Below are 20,664 nucleotides of genomic sequence, written 5' to 3' on the forward strand. Positions count from 1 at the left end.
TCTTTAAATTAAACTCTTCTGCGTTTAGGAGGGCGGCATCCGTTGTGCGGCAGCGGAGTAACATCCGTAATGGTGGTCACATCCAAGCCTACATTCTGCAAGGTTCTGATAGCAGATTCCCTTCCCGCACCCGGACCTTTGACGAAAACTTCTATCTTCCGTAGTCCGAGATCGTACGCAACCTGACCGCAATTCTGCGCAGCCATCTGCGCTGCATACGGAGTGTTCTTTTTGGATCCTCTGAATCCCATCTTACCTGCAGATGCCCAGGATATCACCTGACCTGAAGTATTCGTGATGGAAATGATGATATTATTAAAGGAAGCCTTGATATGGGCTTGTCCCACCGCTTCTACTTTAACAACCCGCTTTTTAGCTTTGGTCTTTTCGTTTCTTTTCTGAGCCATAATCTATGTCAGGATTTATTTAGTCGCTTTCTTCTTATTGGCAACAGTTTTCCTCTTACCTTTTCTGGTCCTGGCGTTGTTCTTGGTCTTTTGTCCGCGCACAGGCAAACCTTTCCGGTGACGCAAGCCCCTGTAACAACCGATATCCATCAACCTTTTGATACTCAACTGTACTTCGGATTTAAGTACACCTTCCGTCTTGTATTCCTCGGCTATGATGTTACGGATGGTCGTTGACTCATCATCGTCCCATTCGCCAGCCTTCTTATCTAAAGAAATACCGGCCTTCGTCAGGATGGCCCTGGCGGTACTGCGCCCAATACCGAAAATATAGGTAAGGCCTATTTCACCACGTTTATTGTCGGGTATGTCGACACCTGCAATTCTAGCCATAGTTGTTAACCTTGTCTTTGTTTAAATTTCGGATTCTTTTTGTTGATCACATAAAGCTTTCCTTTTCTCCGGATTACTTTACAGTCAACGCTTCTTTTCTTAACAGATGCTTTAACTTTCATATCAATACTTGTTTTCTTTTCAGTATACTGTTGATCGAGACAAGCCCTCTCTAGGGCTATTTATACCGGTAAACAATCCGGCCTTTGGAAAGGTCATAAGGGGACATTTCCAACTTCACCTTATCACCGGGCAATATCTTGATGTAGTTCATACGCATTTTACCGGAGATATGTGCAATCAATTGATGCCCATTTTCCAATTCAACTTTGAACATCGCGTTAGACAACGCTTCAACGATGGTGCCGTCTTGTTCTATAGATGCCTGTTTAGCCATAATTAACGTTTAAAATTCTCTTCTATATAACGATGCGTGGTCAATACTTCCGTCCGGTCCTCAAATATGGCAACCGTGTGCTCGAAATGGGCAGAAGGCCTCCTGTCTGCCGTGCGAATGGTCCATCCGTCCCGCTCCTGCACCACATTGCGGGTGCCCATGTTGACCATGGGTTCAATGGCAATTACCATTCCACGTTGCAGTTTCGCCCCGCTACCACGCTTACCCCAATTCGGTACCTCTGGGGCCTCATGAAGCTGTCGCCCCAATCCATGCCCAACCAATTCCCGAACCACGGTGTATCCCTTCGCTTCGACGAATTTCTGGATTGCATGACCAATATCGCCTACACGCTTGCCAAAAACAGCATTTTCTATTCCCAAATAGAGAGATTCTTCGGTCGCCTTTAGGAGCGCATTAACTTTAGGAGAGACTTCACCAACAGGGTAAGTATAAGCGGAATCGCTATGAAAACCTTGGTGAAAGACTCCACAATCTATCGAGATTATATCGCCATCTTTCAATTGATATTGGCCAGGAAAACCATGAACGACTACTTCGTTCACCGAAATACACAGGGAAGAAGGAAATCCGTTGTATCCTTTAAAAGAAGGAACACCTCCATTATCCCGTATAAATTCCTCAGCTATCTTGTCTAAAAAAGCGGTCTTTACCCCTTCTTTTACATATTTCGCTACTTCACCATGGGCTTTTCCCAGGATCTGCGCGCTTTGTTTAATGATCTCAATTTCCTCCTCGCTTTTGAACTGTATCATTGCTAAGCCACAGCGAAACTGGAAGGATCGTTCTTCATGTTTCCACTCTTCATCATCCCTTCGTAATGCCTCATTAGCAAATAACTTTCAATTTGACGCAAGGTATCAAGAATCACCCCCACCATGATCAGCAAAGAGGTTCCTCCGTAAAACTGCGCAAATTCACCACTGACCCCTGCAATAATAGCAAATGCCGGCATAATGGCCACCAGGGCCAATAAAATGGAACCTGGCAAAGTAATCCTGGATATGATGTTATCAATGAATTCTGACGTTGGTGCGCCCGGTTTGATCCCCGGAACAAATCCACCGTTTCGCTTCATGTCTTCCGCAATCTGCTCCGGATTCACCGTGATCGCTGTGTAGAAGAAAGTAAACAGGATAATCATTACCGCAAAGACCAGGTTGTACTGCCAGGAAGTGAAGTCACTGAACGTAGTACCAATGTAGGAAGCGATATCGCTTGTATCTGCCCAAATCTGAGCGATCAAGGCAGGTAAGAACATCAGGGATTGTGCGAAGATAATGGGCATAACTCCCGATGCATTGACTTTTATCGGGATGTATTGACGCTGTCCTCCGTACACCTTGCCGCCCACGACCTGTTTGGCATATTGTACCGGAATCCGTCGAACCGCCTCGGTTAGTGCAACGACGCCGACTACAACAAAGAAAAGAACTACTGCTTCCAGGATGAGTAACAGGATCCCGCCACCGCCTTTGGACAAGCTTTCCGAGATGATCGCCCCCGGCAGTGCGGAGATGATACCAATCATGATCAGCATGGATATACCGTTGCCGATGCCTTTTTCAGTGATCTTTTCGCCAATCCACATGCAAAACATGGTACCGGCGGTAAGCAAAATAAGGCTGGAAACCATAAACAGAATCTTGCTATCCACAACGATCGCCTCGTCAGGAATAGTAGCCGTAATGTAACCAATTCCCTGAGCAAACGTGATCAGAATGGTTAGCACACGGGTTATCTGATTGATCCGTTTTCTACCGGATTCCCCCTCCTTTTGAAGTTTCTGAAAATAAGGTACCCCAACAGTCAGCAATTGCAATACAATTGATGCAGATATATAGGGCATTATCCCCAGACCGAATATGGAAGCCCTGCTGAAAGAACCACCCAGGAAGGTATCGATCAATCCGAAAATACCAGACGCAGCTTCTCCAAGACGACTTGGATCCACACCCGGCAGGACCACAAACGAGCCGACTCTGAACACGATAAGCAAGCCTACCGTATTCAAGATTCTAATTCGAAGGTCCTCAATCGAAAAGATGTTCTTTACTGTTGTAATAAACTTTTTCATGAATTAAATCTTATTTACAGATCCTCCGGCCTTTTCAATAGCCGCAACGGCTGAAGCGGAGAAATTGTGCGCACTTACATTGATTTTGGAAGTAAGTTCGCCTCTTCCGAGGACTTTTACAAGATCTTTCTTGGAAACAAGTCCATTTTGGTGCAACAAATCAAAATCGATGGTGTCCACGCCCAGGTCGCTCGCGAGTCGTTGCAGGGTATCCAGGTTGATGGCTTGGTAGGCCACACGGTTGTGGTTCGTAAAGCCAAACTTGGGAATCCTTCGCTGCAAGGGCATCTGACCACCCTCAAAACCCAACTTGGACGAATAACCGGACCGGGACTTGGCGCCTTTATGACCCCTCGTCGATGTACCCCCTCTGCCGGAACCCTGACCTCTACCGATCCTTTTTCTAGACTTTACGGAGCCTTCCGCAGGTTTTAATGTATGTAATTTCATTTTGATTAAATTTTCGAATGGTGTAACGCGTAGGAAGCGGAAAGGATGTCTCCTTAAACGTCCTGTACCTTCACTAAATGGCTGACTTTTTTGATCATTCCCTGCAGCTGTGGGGTATTCTCTTTCTCCACGGTCTTATTGATTTTCCCCAAACCAAGTGCTGCGATGGTCGCTTTCTGGTTTTTCGGCCGCTTGATGATGCTTCTGATCTGAGTGATTTGAACCTTCGCCATGTGATTACCCATTAAATACTTTCGATAATTTTACTCTTCTCTGCTGAGAAACTGCGATGGCATCACGGAGGTGAACCAACGCATCAATAGTGGCTTTCACCACGTTATGGGGATTGGAGGATCCCTTGGATTTGGCCAGAATGTCGGTATAACCCGCACTTTCCAAAACCGCACGCATCGCGCCACCCGCCAGCACACCGGTACCTGGAGCGGCTGGTTTTACCAAAACCAATCCCCCTCCATATTTGCCCAGCTGCTCATGAGGGATGGTGCCTTTCAACAAGGGTACCTTTATGAGGTTCTTTTTGGCATCTTCAATTCCTTTGGTGATGGCATCGGTTACCTCATTGGCCTTACCAAGGCCGTATCCTACCACGCCTTTGCCGTCTCCAACCACAACGATCGCGGAAAAGGAAAACCTTCGTCCCCCTTTGACCTCTTTCGCAACCCGGTTGATAGCGACGACTTTTTCGCTTAATTCTGTATCTGTAGCCCGAATGGGTTTTTTGCTTATTTGGGACATAATGATTAAAATTTAAGGCCTCCTTCTCTGGCTCCTTCGGCCAAAGCTTTTACATTTCCATGGTACAGGTATCCGCTTCGGTCAAAAACAACCTCATTTAGGCCATTGGCAACCGCTTTTTCAGCCAGCTTCTTACCAACTTCTTTCGAGACCGTAACGTTGACGTTTTTACTAGCGCCAAATTCCTTGGAAGATGCAGCCGCAAGCGTTTGACCTTTAAGGTCGTCGATCAGTTGTGCGTAGATACCCGTATTGCTTTTAAACACAGAAAGCCTGGGCCTGGCATCGGTACCAGAAATTTTTCTTCGGATACCTTTTTTAATTCTCAGTCTTCTAATTTTTTTCTTGAAAGCCATCTTCTAATTATTTTTTAGCGGCAGTTTTACCAGCTTTACGTCTAATATACTCACCAACAAATCGTACACCCTTACCTTTGAAAGGCTCGACTTTCCGTAAGGATTTGATTTTCGCAGCCACCTGTCCGATCAATTCTTTGTCGATCCCTTCCAGTGTGATCAGCGGATTTTTACCTTTGGGAGTTTCTGTTTTGACAGCTATTTCCTGAGGAACCATTAAAAAAATGTTGTGGGAATATCCCAGAGAAAGTTCGATAACTTGCCCCTGATTGGTGGCCTTGTACCCTACACCTACCAATTCCAATTCCTTCTTGTACCCTTCATTCACTCCCGTAACCATGTTGTTCACCAGGGAACGATAGAGTCCATGCAATGATTTGTGACGCTTCGAATCCGTGGGTCGTTCAAAAACCACCTGATTGTCTTCCACCTTTACCGATATATCAGGATTTACCTCCTGTACCAGTGTACCTTTGGGACCTTTAACAGTTACCTGATTGTGCTCAGAAACGTCTACAGTCACACCCGCCGGTATATTTATTGGTTTTTTACCTATTCTAGACATAATCTACGAATTAATATACATAACAAAGGACCTCTCCACCGATGCCTTCCACACGGGCTTCCTTGTCCGTCATCACCCCCTTGGAGGTGGATAAAACAGCGATTCCCAAACCATTTATTACTCTGGGAAGGGAATCTTTACTCACATATTTTCTTAAGCCTGGCTTGCTAACTCGGGAAAGGCTCACGATGGCGTTCTCCTTGGTTTGCGGATTGTATTTCAAAGCAATCTTGATGGTACCCTGAGGTCCTTCTTCCACGAATTTATAGTTTTGAATGTACCCCTTATCAAAAAGAACCTTGGTAAGTTCTTTTTTAATGTTAGAAGCAGGTATTTCTACTATCCGGTGAGAGGCCTTGATGGCATTCCTCAACCTGGTGAGATAATCAGCTATTGGATCAGTCATATTTGTATTAGTCTAACTGCAAAACCCGAACGGGCCTGCAAAGTTACACAATGAAATTTAGAATAAAAACTATTATATAATTTTTACCAGCTAGACTTGGTTACACCCGGGATTTTCCCCGCTGAAGCCATTTCTCTGAAAGTCACCCGATTGATACCGAATTTTCTCATGTACCCTTTGGGCCGGCCTGTAAGTTTACACCGATTATGAAGTCTTACTGGAGAGGCATTTTTAGGAAGCTTGTCCAATGCTTCATAATCACCTGCCGCTTTGAGTTCCGCACGCTTTTTGGCGTATTTATCCACCAATCGTTCTCTTTTTCTCTCGCGGGCTTTGATTGATTCTCTTGCCATGGTTATTCTACTTTATTTTTGTTTACGAAAGGCATTCCCAGAGACTTCAACAAGGCGTAGGCCTCTTCATCACTATTGGTACTGGTAACCAGCGTGATGTCCATTCCGGAAATCCGATTTACCTTTTCGATACTGATCTCTGGAAAAATAATTTGTTCGGTCACGCCCAGGGTATAATTTCCCCGACCGTCGAACCCTTTGTCTGAGATACCCTTAAAATCCCGAACCCTCGGTAGTGCAATGCTGACCAATCTGTCAAGAAATTCGTACATACGGTCGCCCCTCAAGGTAACTTTTGCTCCGATAGGCATGCCATCTCTCAATTTGAAATTAGAAATGGAGTTCTTTGCCTTGGTCGCAACGGCTCGCTGACCGGTGATCAAGGACAACTCTTCCACGCCCTGATCCACGAGTTTTTTGTCTGCTACCGCAGCTCCGATACCTTTGTTCAAAACTATTTTGGTAAGTTTAGGTACCTGCATCACGCTTTTAAACTGAAACTTTTCCTTCAGTTCGGCGGTGATTTCGTTGTCAAATTTTTCTTTTAATCTAGGTTTAGCCATTGATCACCTCCCCGGTTTTCTTAGAGTACCTTACTAATTTTCCGTCCTCATTTCGTTTTCTCCCGATCCGCGTGGCGTCTCCCGTCTTGGGGTCTACCAGCTTCAGGTTACTGATGTGAATGGGGGCTTCTTTCTTTTCGATACCGCCCTGTGGCGTAGTGGCAGTTGGCTTGATATGCTTGGTTACCATATTCATTCCTTCCACTATGGCCCTTCTTTTGGCCTGATCGACAGAAAGGATTTTACCTTTTTTGCCTTTTTCATCTCCAGCGATAATCAATACAGTATCTCCGGATTTGATGTGCAATTTTGGTTGCTTATTGAATTTTCTTTCCATGTTTACAATACTTCGGGGGCCAAAGATACAATTTTCATAAACTGCTTCTCTCTGAGTTCCCTTGCTACAGGACCAAAAATACGGGTCCCGCGGGGTTCATCGTTATTGTTGAGAAGTACGGCAGCATTGTCTTCAAACCGGATATACGACCCGTCTTTTCTCCGGACTTCTTTGCGTGTCCGTACAATTACCGCTTTTGAAACGGTACCTTTTTTCATATTACTGGATGAGAGGGCCGATTTCACGGTGACCACAACCTTGTCTCCAATAGAGGCATACCGTCTTTTGGTACCGCCCAATACGCGAATGACGAGCACCTCTTTGGCGCCTGAATTGTCCGCTACACTTAATCTGGATTCCTGCTGTATCATGATTTATAATGCCCTTTCAATTATTTCTACCAATCTCCAACGCTTATTTTTACTCAGCGGACGCGTTTCACTGATTCTAACCAGGTCGCCCGGGTTACAGTCATTGTTTTCGTCATGAGCCGTGAATTTGGTGGTCTTCCCAACAAACTTGCCGTAAATGGGATGCTTTACTCTCCTCTCCACAGCTACGGTGATGGACTTGTCCATCTTGTTGCTAACCACCTTACCGATTCTTTCCTTACGAAGGTTTCTTTCTATTGTAGCCATTGTGTGTCTTATTTAGCTAGTTGTTTGGCTCGTAAAAAAGTATGTAACCTCGCAACCAAACGTCTTGATTCTCTGATTCTATTTGGATTCTCTATCGGAGAAATCGCATGAGCAAAACGTAATTTTGTCAGGTTCTCCTTTTCTGCGGCAATGCGCTCTGTGATTTCGCTCTCCGTTAGAGCATTGATTTCGGAATTTTTCATCTTCTTATGATCCAGCGTAATCTCTACGTACGACAAATTTTGTGCTTACAGGCAGTTTCTGTTGGGCTAGTCGCAGTGCTTCCTGCGCCACTTCCACCGAAACCCCTGTTGCTTCAAAAAGGATTGTCCCCGGCTTAATCACCGCGACCCAATATTCCGGTGCTCCTTTACCTTTACCCATTCGTACCTCTGCAGGCTTTTTAGTGATGGGCTTATCTGGAAAAATCCGGATCCAAACCTGTCCTTCCCGCTTCATGGCTCGCGTCATCGCAATACGGGCAGCTTCTATTTGTCTCGAAGTGATCCATCCAGGCTCAAGGGATTTGATGCCGAAGTTGCCAAACGCCAGTGTATGGCCTCGTTGGGCAATCCCCTTGATCCTCCCTTTATGCATTTTTCTAAATTTCGTTCTTCTTGGCTGTAACATGATCGCTCAGTTAAAGATGTTTAGTTGTTTCTTTTTCTCCGCTTGGGTCCACCACCCTCTCTCCTTCGTCTGTTTCCTGCTGGTGCATTGCCCTTGGCGTCGCTACCGGAGCTCAGATTTGGTGAAAGATCTCGTTTTCCGTACACCTCACCCTTGAAGATCCATACTTTAATACCGATTTTGCCATAGACCGTCTGCGCCTCAGAAATGGCATAATCCACATCGGCACGGATCGTATGCAGGGGAATTCTACCCTCCTTGTACATCTCAGACCTGGCCATCTCCGCTCCGCCCAATCTTCCGGACAACTTCACCTTGATGCCTTCTGCGCCGACGCGCATGGTGGCCGCAATGGATTGTTTCATCGCCCTTCGGAAAGAAATTCGCGCCTCCAATTGTTGGGCGATCGACTCTCCCACCAACTTGGCATCCAATTCGGGACGCTTGATCTCGAAGATATTTATCTGAACATCCTTATTGGTTAGCTTTTTGAGCTCTTCTCTCAATTTATCGACCTCGGAACCCCCCTTACCGATTACCACTCCCGGACGTGCCGTCTGAATGGTTAAGGTGATTCGCTTGAGGGTACGCTCAATGATAACCTTGGAAATGCCTCCCTTGGGTATCCTGGCGAATACGTAATTTCTGATATTCTGGTCTTCGTAAAGCTTCTCGGCGAAATCACGTCCACCATACCAGTTAGAGTCCCACCCCTTAATGATACCAAGCCTTAAACCAATTGGGTTAACTTTTTGTCCCATATTCTAGTCTTCATTTTCATTTGATTCAACACTTTCAGCGGTAACGCCTCCTTCGAAGGAGTCTACTACTAACGTTACATGATTTGATCTTTTGCGGATTCGATGGGCTCTTCCCTGGGGTGCAGGTCGTAACCTCTTCAACATCCTGCCGCTATCCACTGCAATCGTCTTTACATAAAGCTCCGCATCTTCCAGCTTTTCGTCCGGATTTTTTGCCTGCCAGTTTGCGATTGCGGACAACAACAGCTTCTCCAGCCTGATGGCACCATGGTTCGGCGTAAATTTCAGGATACTTAGGGCCTGACCTACTTTCTTACCTCTTACCAGATCTGCAACCAAACGCATTTTCCTCGGAGAGGTTGGAACATTTTTTAGTTTTGCTATTGCTTCCATGATTATCTCTTTCCTTTGTCTTTTTTGGCAATGTGTCCACGGAAATTCCGCGTAGGTGCAAATTCCCCAAGCTTGTGTCCTACCATGTTGTCGGTGACAAAAACCGGAATAAATTTATTTCCATTATGCACTGCAAAGGTATGCCCAACAAAATCCGGAGATATCATGGACCGCCTGGACCAGGTCTTGATCACCGACTTCTTTCCGGACTCGTTCATGACGTCCACCTTCTTTGCCAAATGGTGCTCTATATACGGGCCTTTTTTTAACGAACGTGCCATCTTATTTAGATCTTCTGCTTATGATAAATTTATTGGAATACTTCTTGCGAGACCGGGTCTTTTTCCCCTTCGCCAACAAACCGGTTCTGGACCGAGGATGACCTCCGGAAGAACGGCCTTCCCCACCACCCATTGGGTGATCTACCGGGTTCATGGCCACACCTCTGGTTCTCGGTCTTCTTCCCAACCACCTTTTGCGACCTGCTTTTCCAAGTACCACATTCATGTGATCGCCGTTGGAAACGGTTCCAATCGTCGCCTTGCACGTACCCAGTACCATGCGCATTTCGCCCGATGGAAGTTTTACTGTCACGTACTTTCCTTCCCTGGCCAACAATTGAGCATAGCCACCTGCGCTACGCGCCATCGCCCCACCTTTTCCAGGCTTAAGTTCGATGTTGTGTATGATCGTACCCAAGGGAATATCTTTTAAAAACAGCGTATTGCCTACTTCCGGTGCTGCCTTATCCCCACACAAGACGGTTTGTCCTACTTCGAGGCCTTCGGGCGCAAGCATGTACGCCTTCGCTCCGTCTTTGTAGTACAATAAGGCGATTCGGGCGGTTCGATTCGGATCGTACTCAATGCTTTTTACGACAGCAGGCACGCCCTCTTTCGTTCGCTTGAAGTCAACCACTCTCAATTTTCTCTTATGTCCCCCCCCAATGTATCTGGAGGTCATTTTACCGGTATGGTTCCTGCCACCAGACTTCTTCAGAGGAGCGAGAAGACTCTTCTCCGGTGTAGATTTCGTAATCTCATCGAAAGAAGGAGCTACTCTAAATCGGGTACCGGGGGTTACAGGTTTTAATTTCTTAACTGCCATTGCTTTGATTCAATTAAATTTCTCCGTAAAAATCAATGATTTCACCTTCTGCTACCTGTACCATTGCTTTTTTGAACGTGTTGGTATAGCCGGACACAATCTTCGACTTTGTGTACCTGGTCTTTTTCTTGGCGGCGTACCGCATGGTACGCACACCGACTACCTTCACCCCGTACATTTTCTCAACGGCGGCTTTGATCTGAGGCTTTTTTGCCGTTTTTTCGACTACAAAACCATAGACCCCACGTTCGTTCATGGCAGAGATCTTTTCCGTAATCAAAGGTCTTTTTAATATATCCATGATTTTACTTCGATAAAAGGGTTTCTAATTTACTTACTGCACCTTCACAAAGCACCAAACTATCCGCATCCAACAGTTCATAGGTGTTCAATTCGTCCACCATTCTGACTTTGGTTTTCTGCAAATTCCTGGACGAGAGGTACAGGTTCTTATTGTTTTCGGCCACTACCAAAAGCGTCTTCTTTCCCAATAGGGATAGGTTGGTAAGTAGACTGACGTAATCCTTAGTACGTGGCGTATCAAAAACCAGGTCCTCCAACACCAACAACTCGTTATCCTTTGCTTTGTAGGAAAGTGCCGATTTTCTGGCGACCTGCTTTAACTTTTTATTCAATTTGAAGGAATAATCCCTGGGTTTGGGACCAAACACTCTACCGCCGCCCCTGAAAACAGGAGATTTGATAGAACCGGCACGGGCACCCCCTGTACCTTTTTGCTTCTTGATTTTCTTGGTCGAACCGGAAATCTCCGCTCTCTCCTTTGATTTGTGCGTCCCCTGTCTTTTGTTTGCCAGGTATTGCTTGACATCCAGGTAAATCGCATGATCGTTCGGCTCCAGAGCAAAAATATCCTCAGAGAGCGTGATTTTCCTTCCGGAATCTTCACCGGTTTGTTTTAATATTGCTAATTCCATCTTCTTACTTCTCTAGAATCACAAAAGAATTTTTGGCTCCCGGAATGGACCCGCTCACTAATAGCAGGTTCTTTTCAGGATAAATTTTTAGTACCCGTAAATTAAGCACTTTGACCCTGTTACCTCCGGTTCTCCCGGCCATTCGCATGCCCTTAAAAACCCTAGAGGGCCAAGAACAGGCACCGATAGAGCCTGGATGACGTTGCCGGTTGTGTTGTCCGTGTGTAGCTCCACCCACACCACCGAAGCCGTGTCGCTTTACTACGCCTTGAAATCCCTTCCCTTTGGAAGTTCCTATGGCATCCACAAAATCTCCCTCAACAAATACCTGATCAGAGATCACGGTTTTTCCCATGTCAACCTGTCCTTCGAATTCCACTCTGAAATCCCTGAATTCAACAACTTTCTGCTTTGGCGTGGTGCCGGCCTTTTTGAAATGACCAATCAATGGCTTGGGCGTATTCTTTTCCTTACGCTCCCCATATGCCAATTGTACAGCGTTGTACCCGTCTGTTTCTACATTTTTTACTTGCGTCACTACGCAAGGACCAGCTTCTATTAACGTGCATGCGACATTACGTCCATCGGCACTAAAAATACTAGTCATTCCGATTTTCTTACCTATAATTCCAGACATCTTTGGATATATAATATACGATGATACACAAGCATTTACACACCTGTGCCCTTTTAAAGGATTGCAAAGTTAGTAATTTAATTTCAGGTTACAAACCGCAACCTGAATATTTTCAAACAATTAGCTAGCCACAGAGCGATATGCAGGAGAATATTTTCCCTGTGAAGCAGCGGGCCAATGAGTAGAAACCTAAAAAGCCCGTACCTATACTGGCACGGGCTTTTATCGGCTCATTTCCGATCCGGTTAAACCTTGATCTCTACATCTACCCCACTGGGAAGCTCAATTTTCATTAAGGCATCCACGGTTTTGGAACTGTTGGAGTAAATATCTACAAGTCGCTTGTAGGTGCAAAGCTGAAATTGCTCGCGGGCCTTCTTGTTGACATGGGGAGACTTCAACACGGTGAACTTTTCCTTCTTCGTGGGTAGCGGAATTGGACCCACTACTACGGCACCGGTGGATTTTACAGCTTTCACAATCTTCTCTGATGACTTATCCACCAGACTGTGATCGTATGACTTTAATTTTATTCTGATTTTCTGATTCATTTTCGATTGATTTAAGCCTTCTCTCCTTTTACTTTGGCTATGATGCCTTCAGCAATATTGGTTGGTACAGGATCGTAGTGAGAAAATGTGAGGGAAGCGGATGCCCGGCCGGAGGATATGGTCCTTAAATCAGTTACATACCCAAACAGCTCGGATAAAGGCACGGACGCTTTGATTACCGTCGCCGCTCCCTTTGTATCCATTCCCTTCATCAGACCTCTTCTACGGTTAAGATCACCGGTAACGGGTCCTGTATACTCATCCGGAGAAACTACCTCTACTGCCATGATCGGCTCCAATAATTGGGGCTTACATTTCTTTGCTGCCTCCTTGAAACCGATTCTCGCGGCCATCTCAAAGGAAAGGGAATCCGAATCGACGTCGTGGAACGAACCGTGAAATAGCCTTACCTTCATGGACTCAATGGGGTATCCGGCCAGGGGTCCATTTTTCATCGCTTCCGCAAATCCCTTTTGAATCGCAGGTATAAATTCTTTCGGAATCACACCACCTACGATACCATTCACAAAATCTAAGCCGGGCTTTATTTCGTTGGTCTCTGGCTCTGGCTCTCGTGGCCCGATTTCAAAGACAATATCCGCAAATTTACCCTTACCGCCGGTTTGCTTCTTGTACACTTCCTTGTGCTCAACGCTGGCAAACAACGCTTCTTTGTAAGCCACCTGAGGTGCCCCCTGGTTGATCTCTACCTTAAACTCCCTTCTCAAGCGATCGATAATAATCTCCAGGTGAAGTTCGCCCATGCCGCGCAAAATCACCTGACCGGTTTCGTGATCGGTATTCACATGCAGGGTAGGATCTTCCTCTACCAGTTTGGAAATGGCCATTCCCAGTTTATCCACATCGGCCTGTGTCTTGGCCTCAATGGCGTACCCAATTACCGGCTCGGGAAAAGTCATCTCTTCAAGCACCACTTTGTGTTTTTCATCGCACAACGTATCACCGGTTTTGATGTCCTTAAATCCAACGCCTGCGCAAATATCACCCGCTTCAACCCGATCAATTGGATTTTGCTTGTTGGAATGCATTTGGAGCAGTCGGGAAATACGTTCTTTCTTGTCGGTACGCGTATTAAACACGTACGAACCTGCTTCTAACTTACCGGAGTACACCCGCATAAAGGCCAGACGACCTACAAATGGGTCCGTCGCAATTTTGAAAGCCAGCGCTGCAAAGTGGTCATCGCTGTCCGGGTGTCTCAGTACCGGCTCTTCGGTATCAGGATTGGTGCCTTTTACCGGAGGCAAATCCAGTGGACAAGGCAGGTAGGCAATGACCGCATCCAGTAAGGCCTGTACTCCCTTATTTTTAAAAGCAGACCCGCAAAGCACGGGAGAAAAATCCATGTTAATTACGGCCTTTCGGATGGCCGCCATCATCTCTTCTTTGGTAATGGAATTTTCATCCTCAAAGAACTTTTCCATAAGGGCCTCGTCGTAGGAAGCCACCTGCTCTACAAGGCTTTGCCGGTATTCGGCAACGGTATCCTTAAGGTCATCGGGTATATCGATCACCTTGTAGGTCATACCTTGGTCTTCTTCGTTCCAGACCACCGCCTGATTGGTGATCAGGTCTACTACGCCTTTAAACGTATCTTCTGCCCCTATCGGGATTTGAAGTGGCACCGGATTGGCACCTAGCTTCTCTTTGATCTCAGTTACCGCGTTAAAAAAGTCTGCACCTGCCCGATCCATTTTGTTGACAAAACAAATTCTCGGCACGTGGTATTTATCCGCCTGTCGCCATACGGTTTCAGACTGTGGCTCCACACCGGATACGGCACAGAATAAAGCCACCGCACCATCCAATACCCGCAGCGATCGTTCTACTTCTACCGTAAAATCCACGTGGCCGGGAGTATCGATCAGATTGATCTGATAATCTCGGGTGTCTTCGTTGGCAACTCCCTGGATGGTGGGGTACTTCCACTTGGTAGTAGTCGCCGCAGAGGTAATGGTAATCCCTCTTTCCTGCTCCTGCTCCATCCAGTCCATGGTAGCTGCTCCATCGTGTACTTCACCGATTTTGTGAGACAAGCCGGTGTAATACAAAATACGCTCGGAAGTGGTCGTCTTTCCGGCGTCGATGTGTGCCATGATACCAATATTTCTTAAATATTTTAAGTCTTTCTTTGCCATTATTAATTAAAATCTAAAATGCGAGAATGCTTTATTGGCCTCCGCCATTCTGTGCGTATCGTCTTTTTTCTTCACTGCGGCCCCTTCACCTTTAGATGCTGAGATGATCTCTCCTGCCAATCTATCCATCATGGTCTTCTCGCCCCTTTTTCTGGCAAAGGTGATCATCCACTTGATACCCAGGGAAATTTTCCGCTCTGGCCTTACTTCCAAAGGTACCTGGAAAGTTGCACCCCCAACCCTACGACTCTTCACCTCTACGGCCGGAGTTATATTGTTAAGCGCTTTTTTCCAAACCTCAAGACCATTCTCACCTACTTTTTCCTCTACCTTTTCTATGGCATCGTAGAAGATCCGGTAGGCAATACTTTTCTTACCATCTACCATCAAACAATTGACAAACCTGGTGACCAACGTGTCATTGAATTTGGGGTCAGGAAGAATATACCTCTTTTTTGGTTTCGCTTTTCTCATTTTATTCGCTGATTAAATAATTACTTTTTTGGGGCCTTTGGACGCTTCGCTCCATACTTGGAACGTCCCTGCTTTCGGTCCTTCACACCGGCAGTATCCAGGGCACCACGAATGATGTGGTAACGTACTCCTGGCAAATCCTTCACCCTTCCACCGCGAATCAACACGATGGAGTGTTCCTGTAGATTGTGGCCTTCCCCTGGAATGTACGCATTGACCTCTTTTCCATTGGTCAACCGAACCCGGGCTACCTTTCTCATGGCAGAATTAGGCTTTTTTGGCGTGGTCGTGTACACCCTGGTGCACACACCCCTTCTTTGAGGACAGGCATCCAAGGCTCTTGACTTGGACTTACTCTCAAGAGTGGTTCTACCTTTTCTAACTAACTGTTGTATAGTAGGCATTAATAGATAAATTAATTATTCTGCTTTTAAACTTATAAATTTCGGATTGCAAAGGTAAACAAATCAATAAAACAAACAAAATTAAGGAGTTATAATTTAGCCTCCCCCGAGGCCCGCTTTTTGTTCCCTCATCCAACCTGCCAGAAACAGGGAAAATGCATCAGGCTTCTCCCAATGTGCCTCCAAAATTCAACGGAAACCGCGGAGCGTCGCCCCCACCTTCGATTTTCCCGAAAGCTTTTTCGTACTTTTCAATGTTGTCTTTTAACGCCAGCAACAAGCGCTTGGCATGGTCCGGTGTCATGATGATCCGGGCCTTTACCTTGGCCTTCGGAATTCCGGGCATCAAGCGGATAAAGTCTACGACAAACTCGGAGTTGGAATGTGCGATCATGGCCAGGTTGGAATAAATCCCCTCAGCCACTTCGTCGCTTAATTCCACGTTGATCTGTTGTTGCTGCTCGTTATCTGGTATGCGATCGTCTTCCATACGTTTCAGTTACCGGTGTTTGAATAAAAAAGGGCCTGCCGCGTAGCGCAGACCCTTTTAATATAAACTATGTTCTTATTTAATGGTTTCCCGAACCTTTTTACTGCTGTTTTCTCTCTCAGCAGTCAAGAGTTCGTATTCTTCTTTCGATCCCACGATCAACTTATTAAACTTGCGTTGACCTGTTCCGGCAGGAATCAAGTGACCTACGATTACGTTTTCCTTTAATCCCAACAATTCGTCCCGCTTGCCGCGAATCGCTGCTTCACTCAATACCTTGGTGGTCTCCTGGAAAGAGGCTGCAGAGATGAAGCTCTCGGTACCCAGGGAGGAAGCCGTAATTCCCTGCAACGTAGGCTGTGATACTGCGGTCTGCGCGTCGCGCACCTGAACCAGTTTCATGTCCTTCCGCTTCAGGCTGGAATTTTCGTCTCGTAGCCTCCTAGCCGTGATGATCATCCCCGGTTTTAACGTGGCAGAATCACCGGCGTCCATGACGACTTTCTTGTCTAGAATCATGTCGTTTTCTTCCCGGAATGCCCATTTGTCCACAATCTGGTTTTGCAAAAATCCCGTGTCACCGGCATCCAGAATTTCAACTTTCTGCATCATCTGGCTGACGATCACTTCGATGTGCTTGTCATTGATTTTTACGCCTTGCAGCCGGTATACTTCCTGGATTTCATTGACCAGATACTCTTGCACGGCCGTTGGACCCTTGATAGACAAGATATCGTTGGGAGTAATGGCCCCATCCGACAGGGGTTCACCCGCTCGGATAAAGTCGTTTTCCTGAACCAAAATATGCTTGGAGAGGGAAACCATGTAGCGCTTCTTCACCCCATCTCTGGATTCAATGAATATCTCCCGGTTACCTCGTTTGATACCTCCGTAAATAACCACACCATCAATCTCGGAAACCACTGCTGGGTTAGAAGGGTTTCTCGCCTCGAATAGCTCCGTCACGCGAGGCAAACCACCGGTAATGTCTCGGGTTTTACCCACAGAACGGGGAATCTTGACCAGGATCTGACCGGCCTTCACCTCTTCGCCCTTTTCTACCGAAAGGTGGGCTCCGACAGGAATGTTGTAGGACTTGGACTGTTCTCCCTGTTCCACTACCACGGCAGGGTTTTTCGTCTTGTCTTTGGTATCGATGATTACTTTCTCCCGGTATCCGGTCTGATCATCGGCCACTTCCTTATAGGTAATTCCCTCAATGATTGCTTCAAAATCTACTTTGCCGTCAAACTCCGACAAGATAACTGCATTGTAGGGATCCCATGTGCACAAGGATGCGCCTTTGGCAATCTTTTGACCGTCCGTCACGTTCAGAATGGCTCCGTAAGGAACATGGTTGGAAACCAGTGTTTTTCCTGACTTGGCGTCGTTTACCTTGATCTCTCCAGACCTGCCCATTACGATGGAAACTTCCTCCCCATCTTTATTGGTGGTCTTGATCCAACGCAATTCTTCCTCAAATTCCACCACACCATCAAATTTGGAATTGATGCTGGCCTCTACCGAAATGTTCGAAGCGGTTCCACCCACGTGGAAGGTTCGCAATGTCAACTGTGTACCTGGTTCCCCGATGGACTGGGCCGCGATCACCCCTACGGACTCACCTACCTGCACTTGTTTGCCGGTGGCCAGGTTTCGGCCGTAGCACTTGGAACACACCCCTCTACGAGTTTCGCAGGTAAGGACCGAACGGATTTCGATTTCTTCCACCGCAGATTCATCGATGGCTTTGGCCACCACGTCTGTGATTTCCTCGCCGGATTCGACGATTACTTCGTCGGTAATCGGATCGACCACATCGTGTACGGCTATTCGGCCCACAACCCGCTCAGACAGCGGCTCCACAATTTCGTCGTTGTCCTTGAGGGCTTGTACAACCAGCCCTCTGAGGGTACCACAATCTTCTTCGGAAATAATCATGTCTTGCGCCACGTCTACCAATCGTCGGGTGAGGTACCCGGCATCGGCCGTTTTTAGTGCGGTATCAGCAAGACCCTTTCTCGCTCCGTGCGTAGAAATAAAGTATTCCAATACATCTAGTCCTTCCTTAAAGTTGGACAGGATCGGATTTTCAATGATTTCCCCCACAGACCCCTGCAGGTTTTTCTGTGGCTTGGCCATCAAGCCTCTCATGCCTCCCAACTGACGAATCTGCTCTCGGGAACCCCGGGCGCCGGAGTGCATCATCATATAAATGGCATTGAATCCCTGGTTATCCTCCTCCATCTGACGCATCAGAATATTGGTCAGATTGGAGTTGGTTCGCGTCCATATATCAATTACCTGATTGTACCGCTCGTTATCGGTGATCAATCCCATCAGGTAGTTGTTCCACACCTGATCCACTTCACTTTTCGCTTTTTCAATCAGCGGCTCTTTGTCTTCCGGGATGATCACGTCGTCCAGTCCCATGGAAAGTCCTCCCTGATAGGCCATCTGGAAGCCCAGGTGCTTGATATCGTCCAGAAACTGCGCCGAGCGTGCAATACCACAAATCTTCACCACCTCAGCGATGATCTGCTGCAGCTTCTTTTTGGTCAACAATTCGTTGACAAAACCAACCTGCTCGGGAACAAACTGATTGAAGATCAGACGACCTGCTACCGTATCGACTATTTTCTCGGACAGGGATCCATCTTCGTTTCTTACTTTTACTTTGCATTTTACGTGGGCATGCTTGGAAATCGCCCCTTCATTCAATGCGATCAGCACTTCCTCCTGCCCGTAAAACGTCATGCCTTCTCCTTCCACCGGATGCGCTTCCGTGGACTTCATCCCTTTCGTAACGTAATACAATCCAAGGACCATGTCCTGGGAGGGTACGGTGATGGGCGCCCCGTTTGCCGGGTTTAGGATGTTATGCGAGGAGAGCATTAAGGTAGAGGCCTCCAGAATCGCTTCGTGTCCCAGAGGAACGTGAACCGCCATCTGATCCCCATCAAAATCCGCATTGAAAGCAGTACATACCAAGGGATGCAATTGAATGGCTTTCCCTTCAATCAACTTTGGTTGAAAGGCCTGAATCCCCAATCGATGCAGGGTCGGTGCGCGGTTCAGCAATACCGGATGTCCTTTCAATACGTTTTCAAGGATGTCCCATACCACCGGATCTTTCCTGTCTACGATTTTCTTTGCCGACTTTACCGTCTTGACAATGCCTCTTTCAATAAGTTTTCGAATGATGAACGGCTTGAAAAGCTCGGCTGCCATGTTTTTCGGAAGCCCGCATTCATGCAATTTCAATTCGGGTCCTACCACAATGACCGAACGACCGGAGTAATCCACTCGCTTACCGAGCAGGTTCTGGCGGAAACGTCCTTGTTTTCCTTTCAACATATCGGAAAGGGATTTCAAGGCCCGGTTGCCATCCGAACGCACGGCATTCACCTTTCTTGAATTGTCAAACAGGGAATCCACCGCCTCCTGAAGCATCCTTTTTTCGTTTCTAAGAATTACTTCCGGTGCTTTTATGTCGATCAATCGCTTCAGACGATTGTTTCGTATGATTACACGGCGATAAAGGTCGTTCAAATCCGATGTGGCAAAACGACCACCATCCAGGGGAACCAGGGGACGAAGTTCGGGAGGGATCACGGGTACCATCCGGACAACCATCCACTCGGGCCGGTTTTCGATTCTGGTTCGCGCATCCCGAAAGGCTTCTACTACCTTCAGTCGCTTCAGGGCTTCAGCCTTCCGCTGCTGAGACGTATCGGTTGCCGCCTGATGCCGCAGGCTGTAGGACAAATCATCCAAATCCAACCGGGCAAGGAGCATCTCCAATGCCTCGGCACCCATTTTGGCGATGAATTTGTTCGGATCGTCATCGTCCAGCATTTGGTTTTCCTTGGGAAGCTTGTCCATGATATCCAGGTACTCGTCTTCTGTCAGGAAATCCAGGTACTGCAAGCCGTCGTCAGCTTTCGCTCCGGCCTGTATCACCACGTACCGTTCGTAATAAACGATTTGATCCAATTTTTTTGTAGGCAAGCCCAACAGGTAACCAATCTTATTGGGCAAGGACTTGAAGTACCAGATATGGGCCACCGGAACCACCAGTTCGATGTGTCCCATCCGCTCCCTACGTACCTTCTTTTCTGTCACTTCCACCCCACAACGGTCACAAATAATGCCCTTGTATCGTATGCGCTTGTATTTACCACAATGACATTCCCAGTCTTTCACGGGACCAAATATCCGCTCGCAGAACAAGCCGCCCATCTCCGGCTTGTACGTCCGGTAGTTGATGGTTTCCGGCTGCGTAACTTCCCCATGCGAACTGTCCAAAATGGACTCCGGTGAAGCCAAACTTATGGTGACTCTGGAAAAGTCGTTGTTTAGTTTCTTATTTTTTCTGAACGCCATAGTTTTTGTGTGTAGTTG

32 protein-coding genes are annotated in these 20,664 nt (G+C 46.8%); all 32 read right to left on the reverse strand.

Going from position 1 to position 20,664, the window contains the following annotated elements:
• Positions 1-8 precede the first annotated feature (8 nt).
• The 32 genes from rpsK to rpoC all read right to left on the reverse strand — a co-directional run bounded on the left by rpsK (position 9) and on the right by rpoC (position 20,646).
• Positions 9-407, reverse strand: coding sequence for a 30S ribosomal protein S11 (gene rpsK / locus ABWH99_RS21450; protein WP_375583831.1), 399 nt, complete (start codon positions 405-407; stop codon positions 9-11).
• Between the two features lie 15 nt (positions 408-422).
• Entirely contained in the window at positions 423-800 is a 378-nt protein-coding gene (rpsM, locus tag ABWH99_RS21455) for a 30S ribosomal protein S13 (protein ID WP_375583832.1), read from the reverse strand.
• A gap of 5 nt (positions 801-805) precedes the next feature.
• Positions 806-922 carry a 50S ribosomal protein L36 gene (gene rpmJ / locus ABWH99_RS21460; RefSeq protein WP_092174341.1) on the reverse strand — a complete coding sequence of 39 codons (117 nt, stop codon included), beginning with the start codon at positions 920-922 and terminating at the stop codon, positions 806-808.
• 56 nt (positions 923-978) lie between these two features.
• Complete coding sequence (infA, locus tag ABWH99_RS21465; protein WP_073095415.1) at positions 979-1,197, reverse strand: translation initiation factor IF-1; 219 nt, start codon at positions 1,195-1,197, stop codon at positions 979-981.
• Between the two features lie 2 nt (positions 1,198-1,199).
• Positions 1,200-1,973: a type I methionyl aminopeptidase gene (map, locus tag ABWH99_RS21470; protein ID WP_375583833.1), complete on the reverse strand. Its 774-nt coding sequence runs from the start codon at positions 1,971-1,973 to the stop codon at positions 1,200-1,202.
• A 2-nt stretch (positions 1,974-1,975) separates the two neighbouring features.
• Positions 1,976-3,295, reverse strand: a complete 1,320-nt coding sequence (gene secY, locus ABWH99_RS21475) for a preprotein translocase subunit SecY (RefSeq protein ID WP_375583834.1) — start codon at positions 3,293-3,295, stop codon at positions 1,976-1,978.
• 3 nt (positions 3,296-3,298) lie between these two features.
• Positions 3,299-3,745 (reverse strand): 50S ribosomal protein L15, encoded by a 447-nt coding sequence (gene rplO / locus ABWH99_RS21480; RefSeq protein ID WP_375583835.1) that lies wholly within the window; start codon positions 3,743-3,745, stop codon positions 3,299-3,301.
• 53 nt (positions 3,746-3,798) lie between these two features.
• Complete coding sequence (rpmD, locus tag ABWH99_RS21485; protein ID WP_375583836.1) at positions 3,799-3,978, reverse strand: 50S ribosomal protein L30; 180 nt, start codon at positions 3,976-3,978, stop codon at positions 3,799-3,801.
• Between the two features lie 4 nt (positions 3,979-3,982).
• On the reverse strand, positions 3,983-4,501 hold the full coding sequence (gene rpsE, locus ABWH99_RS21490) for a 30S ribosomal protein S5 (protein WP_375583837.1): 519 nt from the start codon (positions 4,499-4,501) through the stop codon (positions 3,983-3,985).
• Between the two features lie 5 nt (positions 4,502-4,506).
• Positions 4,507-4,857 carry a 50S ribosomal protein L18 gene (gene rplR / locus ABWH99_RS21495; protein WP_375583838.1) on the reverse strand — a complete coding sequence of 117 codons (351 nt, stop codon included), beginning with the start codon at positions 4,855-4,857 and terminating at the stop codon, positions 4,507-4,509.
• A 7-nt stretch (positions 4,858-4,864) separates the two neighbouring features.
• Positions 4,865-5,422, reverse strand: a complete 558-nt coding sequence (gene rplF, locus ABWH99_RS21500) for a 50S ribosomal protein L6 (protein WP_092174323.1) — start codon at positions 5,420-5,422, stop codon at positions 4,865-4,867.
• Between the two features lie 10 nt (positions 5,423-5,432).
• On the reverse strand, positions 5,433-5,828 hold the full coding sequence (gene rpsH, locus ABWH99_RS21505) for a 30S ribosomal protein S8 (protein ID WP_375583839.1): 396 nt from the start codon (positions 5,826-5,828) through the stop codon (positions 5,433-5,435).
• 83 nt (positions 5,829-5,911) lie between these two features.
• A complete protein-coding gene (gene rpsN / locus ABWH99_RS21510; protein ID WP_375583840.1) occupies positions 5,912-6,181 on the reverse strand; it encodes a 30S ribosomal protein S14 in 270 nt (89 codons plus the stop codon).
• Between the two features lie 2 nt (positions 6,182-6,183).
• Positions 6,184-6,744 (reverse strand): 50S ribosomal protein L5, encoded by a 561-nt coding sequence (gene rplE / locus ABWH99_RS21515; RefSeq protein ID WP_375583841.1) that lies wholly within the window; start codon positions 6,742-6,744, stop codon positions 6,184-6,186.
• Entirely contained in the window at positions 6,737-7,081 is a 345-nt protein-coding gene (gene rplX / locus ABWH99_RS21520) for a 50S ribosomal protein L24 (RefSeq protein ID WP_154855863.1), read from the reverse strand. The genes rplE and rplX overlap by 8 nt, the downstream gene beginning before the upstream one ends.
• Before the next feature lie 2 nt (positions 7,082-7,083).
• Complete coding sequence (gene rplN / locus ABWH99_RS21525; RefSeq protein ID WP_092174314.1) at positions 7,084-7,452, reverse strand: 50S ribosomal protein L14; 369 nt, start codon at positions 7,450-7,452, stop codon at positions 7,084-7,086.
• Between the two features lie 3 nt (positions 7,453-7,455).
• Complete coding sequence (gene rpsQ / locus ABWH99_RS21530; RefSeq protein WP_375583842.1) at positions 7,456-7,719, reverse strand: 30S ribosomal protein S17; 264 nt, start codon at positions 7,717-7,719, stop codon at positions 7,456-7,458.
• 8 nt (positions 7,720-7,727) lie between these two features.
• Positions 7,728-7,922 carry a 50S ribosomal protein L29 gene (rpmC, locus tag ABWH99_RS21535; protein ID WP_092174894.1) on the reverse strand — a complete coding sequence of 65 codons (195 nt, stop codon included), beginning with the start codon at positions 7,920-7,922 and terminating at the stop codon, positions 7,728-7,730.
• A gap of 4 nt (positions 7,923-7,926) precedes the next feature.
• Positions 7,927-8,349 (reverse strand): 50S ribosomal protein L16, encoded by a 423-nt coding sequence (gene rplP, locus ABWH99_RS21540; RefSeq protein ID WP_092174308.1) that lies wholly within the window; start codon positions 8,347-8,349, stop codon positions 7,927-7,929.
• Positions 8,350-8,369: 20 nt separating this feature from the next.
• The gene (rpsC, locus tag ABWH99_RS21545) at positions 8,370-9,110 is read right to left on the reverse strand and encodes a 30S ribosomal protein S3 (RefSeq protein WP_375583843.1); all 741 of its coding nucleotides are present in this window, start codon (positions 9,108-9,110) and stop codon (positions 8,370-8,372) included.
• A 3-nt stretch (positions 9,111-9,113) separates the two neighbouring features.
• A complete protein-coding gene (gene rplV / locus ABWH99_RS21550) occupies positions 9,114-9,503 on the reverse strand; it encodes a 50S ribosomal protein L22 (RefSeq protein ID WP_375583844.1) in 390 nt (129 codons plus the stop codon).
• 2 nt (positions 9,504-9,505) lie between these two features.
• A complete protein-coding gene (gene rpsS, locus ABWH99_RS21555; protein WP_009034213.1) occupies positions 9,506-9,784 on the reverse strand; it encodes a 30S ribosomal protein S19 in 279 nt (92 codons plus the stop codon).
• 1 nt (position 9,785) lies between these two features.
• Positions 9,786-10,610 (reverse strand): 50S ribosomal protein L2, encoded by an 825-nt coding sequence (gene rplB / locus ABWH99_RS21560; RefSeq protein WP_375583845.1) that lies wholly within the window; start codon positions 10,608-10,610, stop codon positions 9,786-9,788.
• 13 nt (positions 10,611-10,623) lie between these two features.
• Positions 10,624-10,911, reverse strand: coding sequence for a 50S ribosomal protein L23 (gene rplW, locus ABWH99_RS21565; RefSeq protein ID WP_375583846.1), 288 nt, complete (start codon positions 10,909-10,911; stop codon positions 10,624-10,626).
• A 4-nt stretch (positions 10,912-10,915) separates the two neighbouring features.
• On the reverse strand, positions 10,916-11,545 hold the full coding sequence (gene rplD / locus ABWH99_RS21570; protein ID WP_375583847.1) for a 50S ribosomal protein L4: 630 nt from the start codon (positions 11,543-11,545) through the stop codon (positions 10,916-10,918).
• Positions 11,546-11,549: 4 nt separating this feature from the next.
• Complete coding sequence (rplC, locus tag ABWH99_RS21575) at positions 11,550-12,182, reverse strand: 50S ribosomal protein L3 (protein WP_375583848.1); 633 nt, start codon at positions 12,180-12,182, stop codon at positions 11,550-11,552.
• 245 nt (positions 12,183-12,427) lie between these two features.
• The gene (gene rpsJ / locus ABWH99_RS21580) at positions 12,428-12,733 is read right to left on the reverse strand and encodes a 30S ribosomal protein S10 (protein WP_014020620.1); all 306 of its coding nucleotides are present in this window, start codon (positions 12,731-12,733) and stop codon (positions 12,428-12,430) included.
• A gap of 11 nt (positions 12,734-12,744) precedes the next feature.
• A complete protein-coding gene (fusA, locus tag ABWH99_RS21585) occupies positions 12,745-14,850 on the reverse strand; it encodes an elongation factor G (protein WP_375583849.1) in 2,106 nt (701 codons plus the stop codon).
• Between the two features lie 48 nt (positions 14,851-14,898).
• Positions 14,899-15,366: a 30S ribosomal protein S7 gene (gene rpsG / locus ABWH99_RS21590; RefSeq protein WP_092174287.1), complete on the reverse strand. Its 468-nt coding sequence runs from the start codon at positions 15,364-15,366 to the stop codon at positions 14,899-14,901.
• 20 nt (positions 15,367-15,386) lie between these two features.
• Positions 15,387-15,770 (reverse strand): 30S ribosomal protein S12, encoded by a 384-nt coding sequence (gene rpsL / locus ABWH99_RS21595; protein ID WP_375583850.1) that lies wholly within the window; start codon positions 15,768-15,770, stop codon positions 15,387-15,389.
• Positions 15,771-15,930: 160 nt separating this feature from the next.
• On the reverse strand, positions 15,931-16,260 hold the full coding sequence (locus ABWH99_RS21600; protein ID WP_375583851.1) for a DUF3467 domain-containing protein: 330 nt from the start codon (positions 16,258-16,260) through the stop codon (positions 15,931-15,933).
• 75 nt (positions 16,261-16,335) lie between these two features.
• Positions 16,336-20,646 carry a DNA-directed RNA polymerase subunit beta' gene (gene rpoC / locus ABWH99_RS21605; protein WP_375583852.1) on the reverse strand — a complete coding sequence of 1,437 codons (4,311 nt, stop codon included), beginning with the start codon at positions 20,644-20,646 and terminating at the stop codon, positions 16,336-16,338.
• Positions 20,647-20,664: the final 18 nt, after the last annotated feature.

The sequence above is a fragment of the Cyclobacterium xiamenense genome (genome assembly GCF_042140265.1).
GTDB lineage: Bacteria > Bacteroidota > Bacteroidia > Cytophagales > Cyclobacteriaceae > Cyclobacterium > Cyclobacterium xiamenense_A.

Bases quoted from the DNA above. Each gene is read 5' to 3' on its own strand.
- rpsK (WP_375583831.1), bottom strand. From the start codon at position 407: ATGGCTCAGAAAAGAAACGAAAAGACCAAAGCTAAAAAGCGGGTTGTT.
- rpsM (WP_375583832.1), bottom strand. From the start codon at position 800: ATGGCTAGAATTGCAGGTGTCGACATACCCGACAATAAACGTGGTGAA.
- rpmJ (WP_092174341.1), bottom strand. From the start codon at position 922: ATGAAAGTTAAAGCATCTGTTAAGAAAAGAAGCGTTGACTGTAAAGTA.
- infA (WP_073095415.1), bottom strand. From the start codon at position 1,197: ATGGCTAAACAGGCATCTATAGAACAAGACGGCACCATCGTTGAAGCG.
- map (WP_375583833.1), bottom strand. From the start codon at position 1,973: ATGATACAGTTCAAAAGCGAGGAGGAAATTGAGATCATTAAACAAAGC.
- secY (WP_375583834.1), bottom strand. From the start codon at position 3,295: ATGAAAAAGTTTATTACAACAGTAAAGAACATCTTTTCGATTGAGGAC.
- rplO (WP_375583835.1), bottom strand. From the start codon at position 3,745: ATGAAATTACATACATTAAAACCTGCGGAAGGCTCCGTAAAGTCTAGA.
- rpmD (WP_375583836.1), bottom strand. From the start codon at position 3,978: ATGGCGAAGGTTCAAATCACTCAGATCAGAAGCATCATCAAGCGGCCG.
- rpsE (WP_375583837.1), bottom strand. From the start codon at position 4,501: ATGTCCCAAATAAGCAAAAAACCCATTCGGGCTACAGATACAGAATTA.
- rplR (WP_375583838.1), bottom strand. From the start codon at position 4,857: ATGGCTTTCAAGAAAAAAATTAGAAGACTGAGAATTAAAAAAGGTATC.
- rplF (WP_092174323.1), bottom strand. From the start codon at position 5,422: ATGTCTAGAATAGGTAAAAAACCAATAAATATACCGGCGGGTGTGACT.
- rpsH (WP_375583839.1), bottom strand. From the start codon at position 5,828: ATGACTGATCCAATAGCTGATTATCTCACCAGGTTGAGGAATGCCATC.
- rpsN (WP_375583840.1), bottom strand. From the start codon at position 6,181: ATGGCAAGAGAATCAATCAAAGCCCGCGAGAGAAAAAGAGAACGATTG.
- rplE (WP_375583841.1), bottom strand. From the start codon at position 6,744: ATGGCTAAACCTAGATTAAAAGAAAAATTTGACAACGAAATCACCGCC.
- rplX (WP_154855863.1), bottom strand. From the start codon at position 7,081: ATGGAAAGAAAATTCAATAAGCAACCAAAATTGCACATCAAATCCGGA.
- rplN (WP_092174314.1), bottom strand. From the start codon at position 7,452: ATGATACAGCAGGAATCCAGATTAAGTGTAGCGGACAATTCAGGCGCC.
- rpsQ (WP_375583842.1), bottom strand. From the start codon at position 7,719: ATGGCTACAATAGAAAGAAACCTTCGTAAGGAAAGAATCGGTAAGGTG.
- rpmC (WP_092174894.1), bottom strand. From the start codon at position 7,922: ATGAAAAATTCCGAAATCAATGCTCTAACGGAGAGCGAAATCACAGAG.
- rplP (WP_092174308.1), bottom strand. From the start codon at position 8,349: ATGTTACAGCCAAGAAGAACGAAATTTAGAAAAATGCATAAAGGGAGG.
- rpsC (WP_375583843.1), bottom strand. From the start codon at position 9,110: ATGGGACAAAAAGTTAACCCAATTGGTTTAAGGCTTGGTATCATTAAG.
- rplV (WP_375583844.1), bottom strand. From the start codon at position 9,503: ATGGAAGCAATAGCAAAACTAAAAAATGTTCCAACCTCTCCGAGGAAA.
- rpsS (WP_009034213.1), bottom strand. From the start codon at position 9,784: ATGGCACGTTCGTTAAAAAAAGGCCCGTATATAGAGCACCATTTGGCA.
- rplB (WP_375583845.1), bottom strand. From the start codon at position 10,610: ATGGCAGTTAAGAAATTAAAACCTGTAACCCCCGGTACCCGATTTAGA.
- rplW (WP_375583846.1), bottom strand. From the start codon at position 10,911: ATGGATATATTAAAAAGACCTTTGATTACGGAAAAGATCTCTGCCATG.
- rplD (WP_375583847.1), bottom strand. From the start codon at position 11,545: ATGGAATTAGCAATATTAAAACAAACCGGTGAAGATTCCGGAAGGAAA.
- rplC (WP_375583848.1), bottom strand. From the start codon at position 12,182: ATGTCTGGAATTATAGGTAAGAAAATCGGAATGACTAGTATTTTTAGT.
- rpsJ (WP_014020620.1), bottom strand. From the start codon at position 12,733: ATGAATCAGAAAATCAGAATAAAATTAAAGTCATACGATCACAGTCTG.
- fusA (WP_375583849.1), bottom strand. From the start codon at position 14,850: ATGGCACACATCGACGCCGGAAAGACGACCACTTCCGAGCGTATTTTG.
- rpsG (WP_092174287.1), bottom strand. From the start codon at position 15,366: ATGAGAAAAGCGAAACCAAAAAAGAGGTATATTCTTCCTGACCCCAAA.
- rpsL (WP_375583850.1), bottom strand. From the start codon at position 15,770: ATGCCTACTATACAACAGTTAGTTAGAAAAGGTAGAACCACTCTTGAG.
- ABWH99_RS21600 (WP_375583851.1), bottom strand. From the start codon at position 16,260: ATGGAAGACGATCGCATACCAGATAACGAGCAGCAACAACAGATCAAC.
- rpoC (WP_375583852.1), bottom strand. From the start codon at position 20,646: ATGGCGTTCAGAAAAAATAAGAAACTAAACAACGACTTTTCCAGAGTC.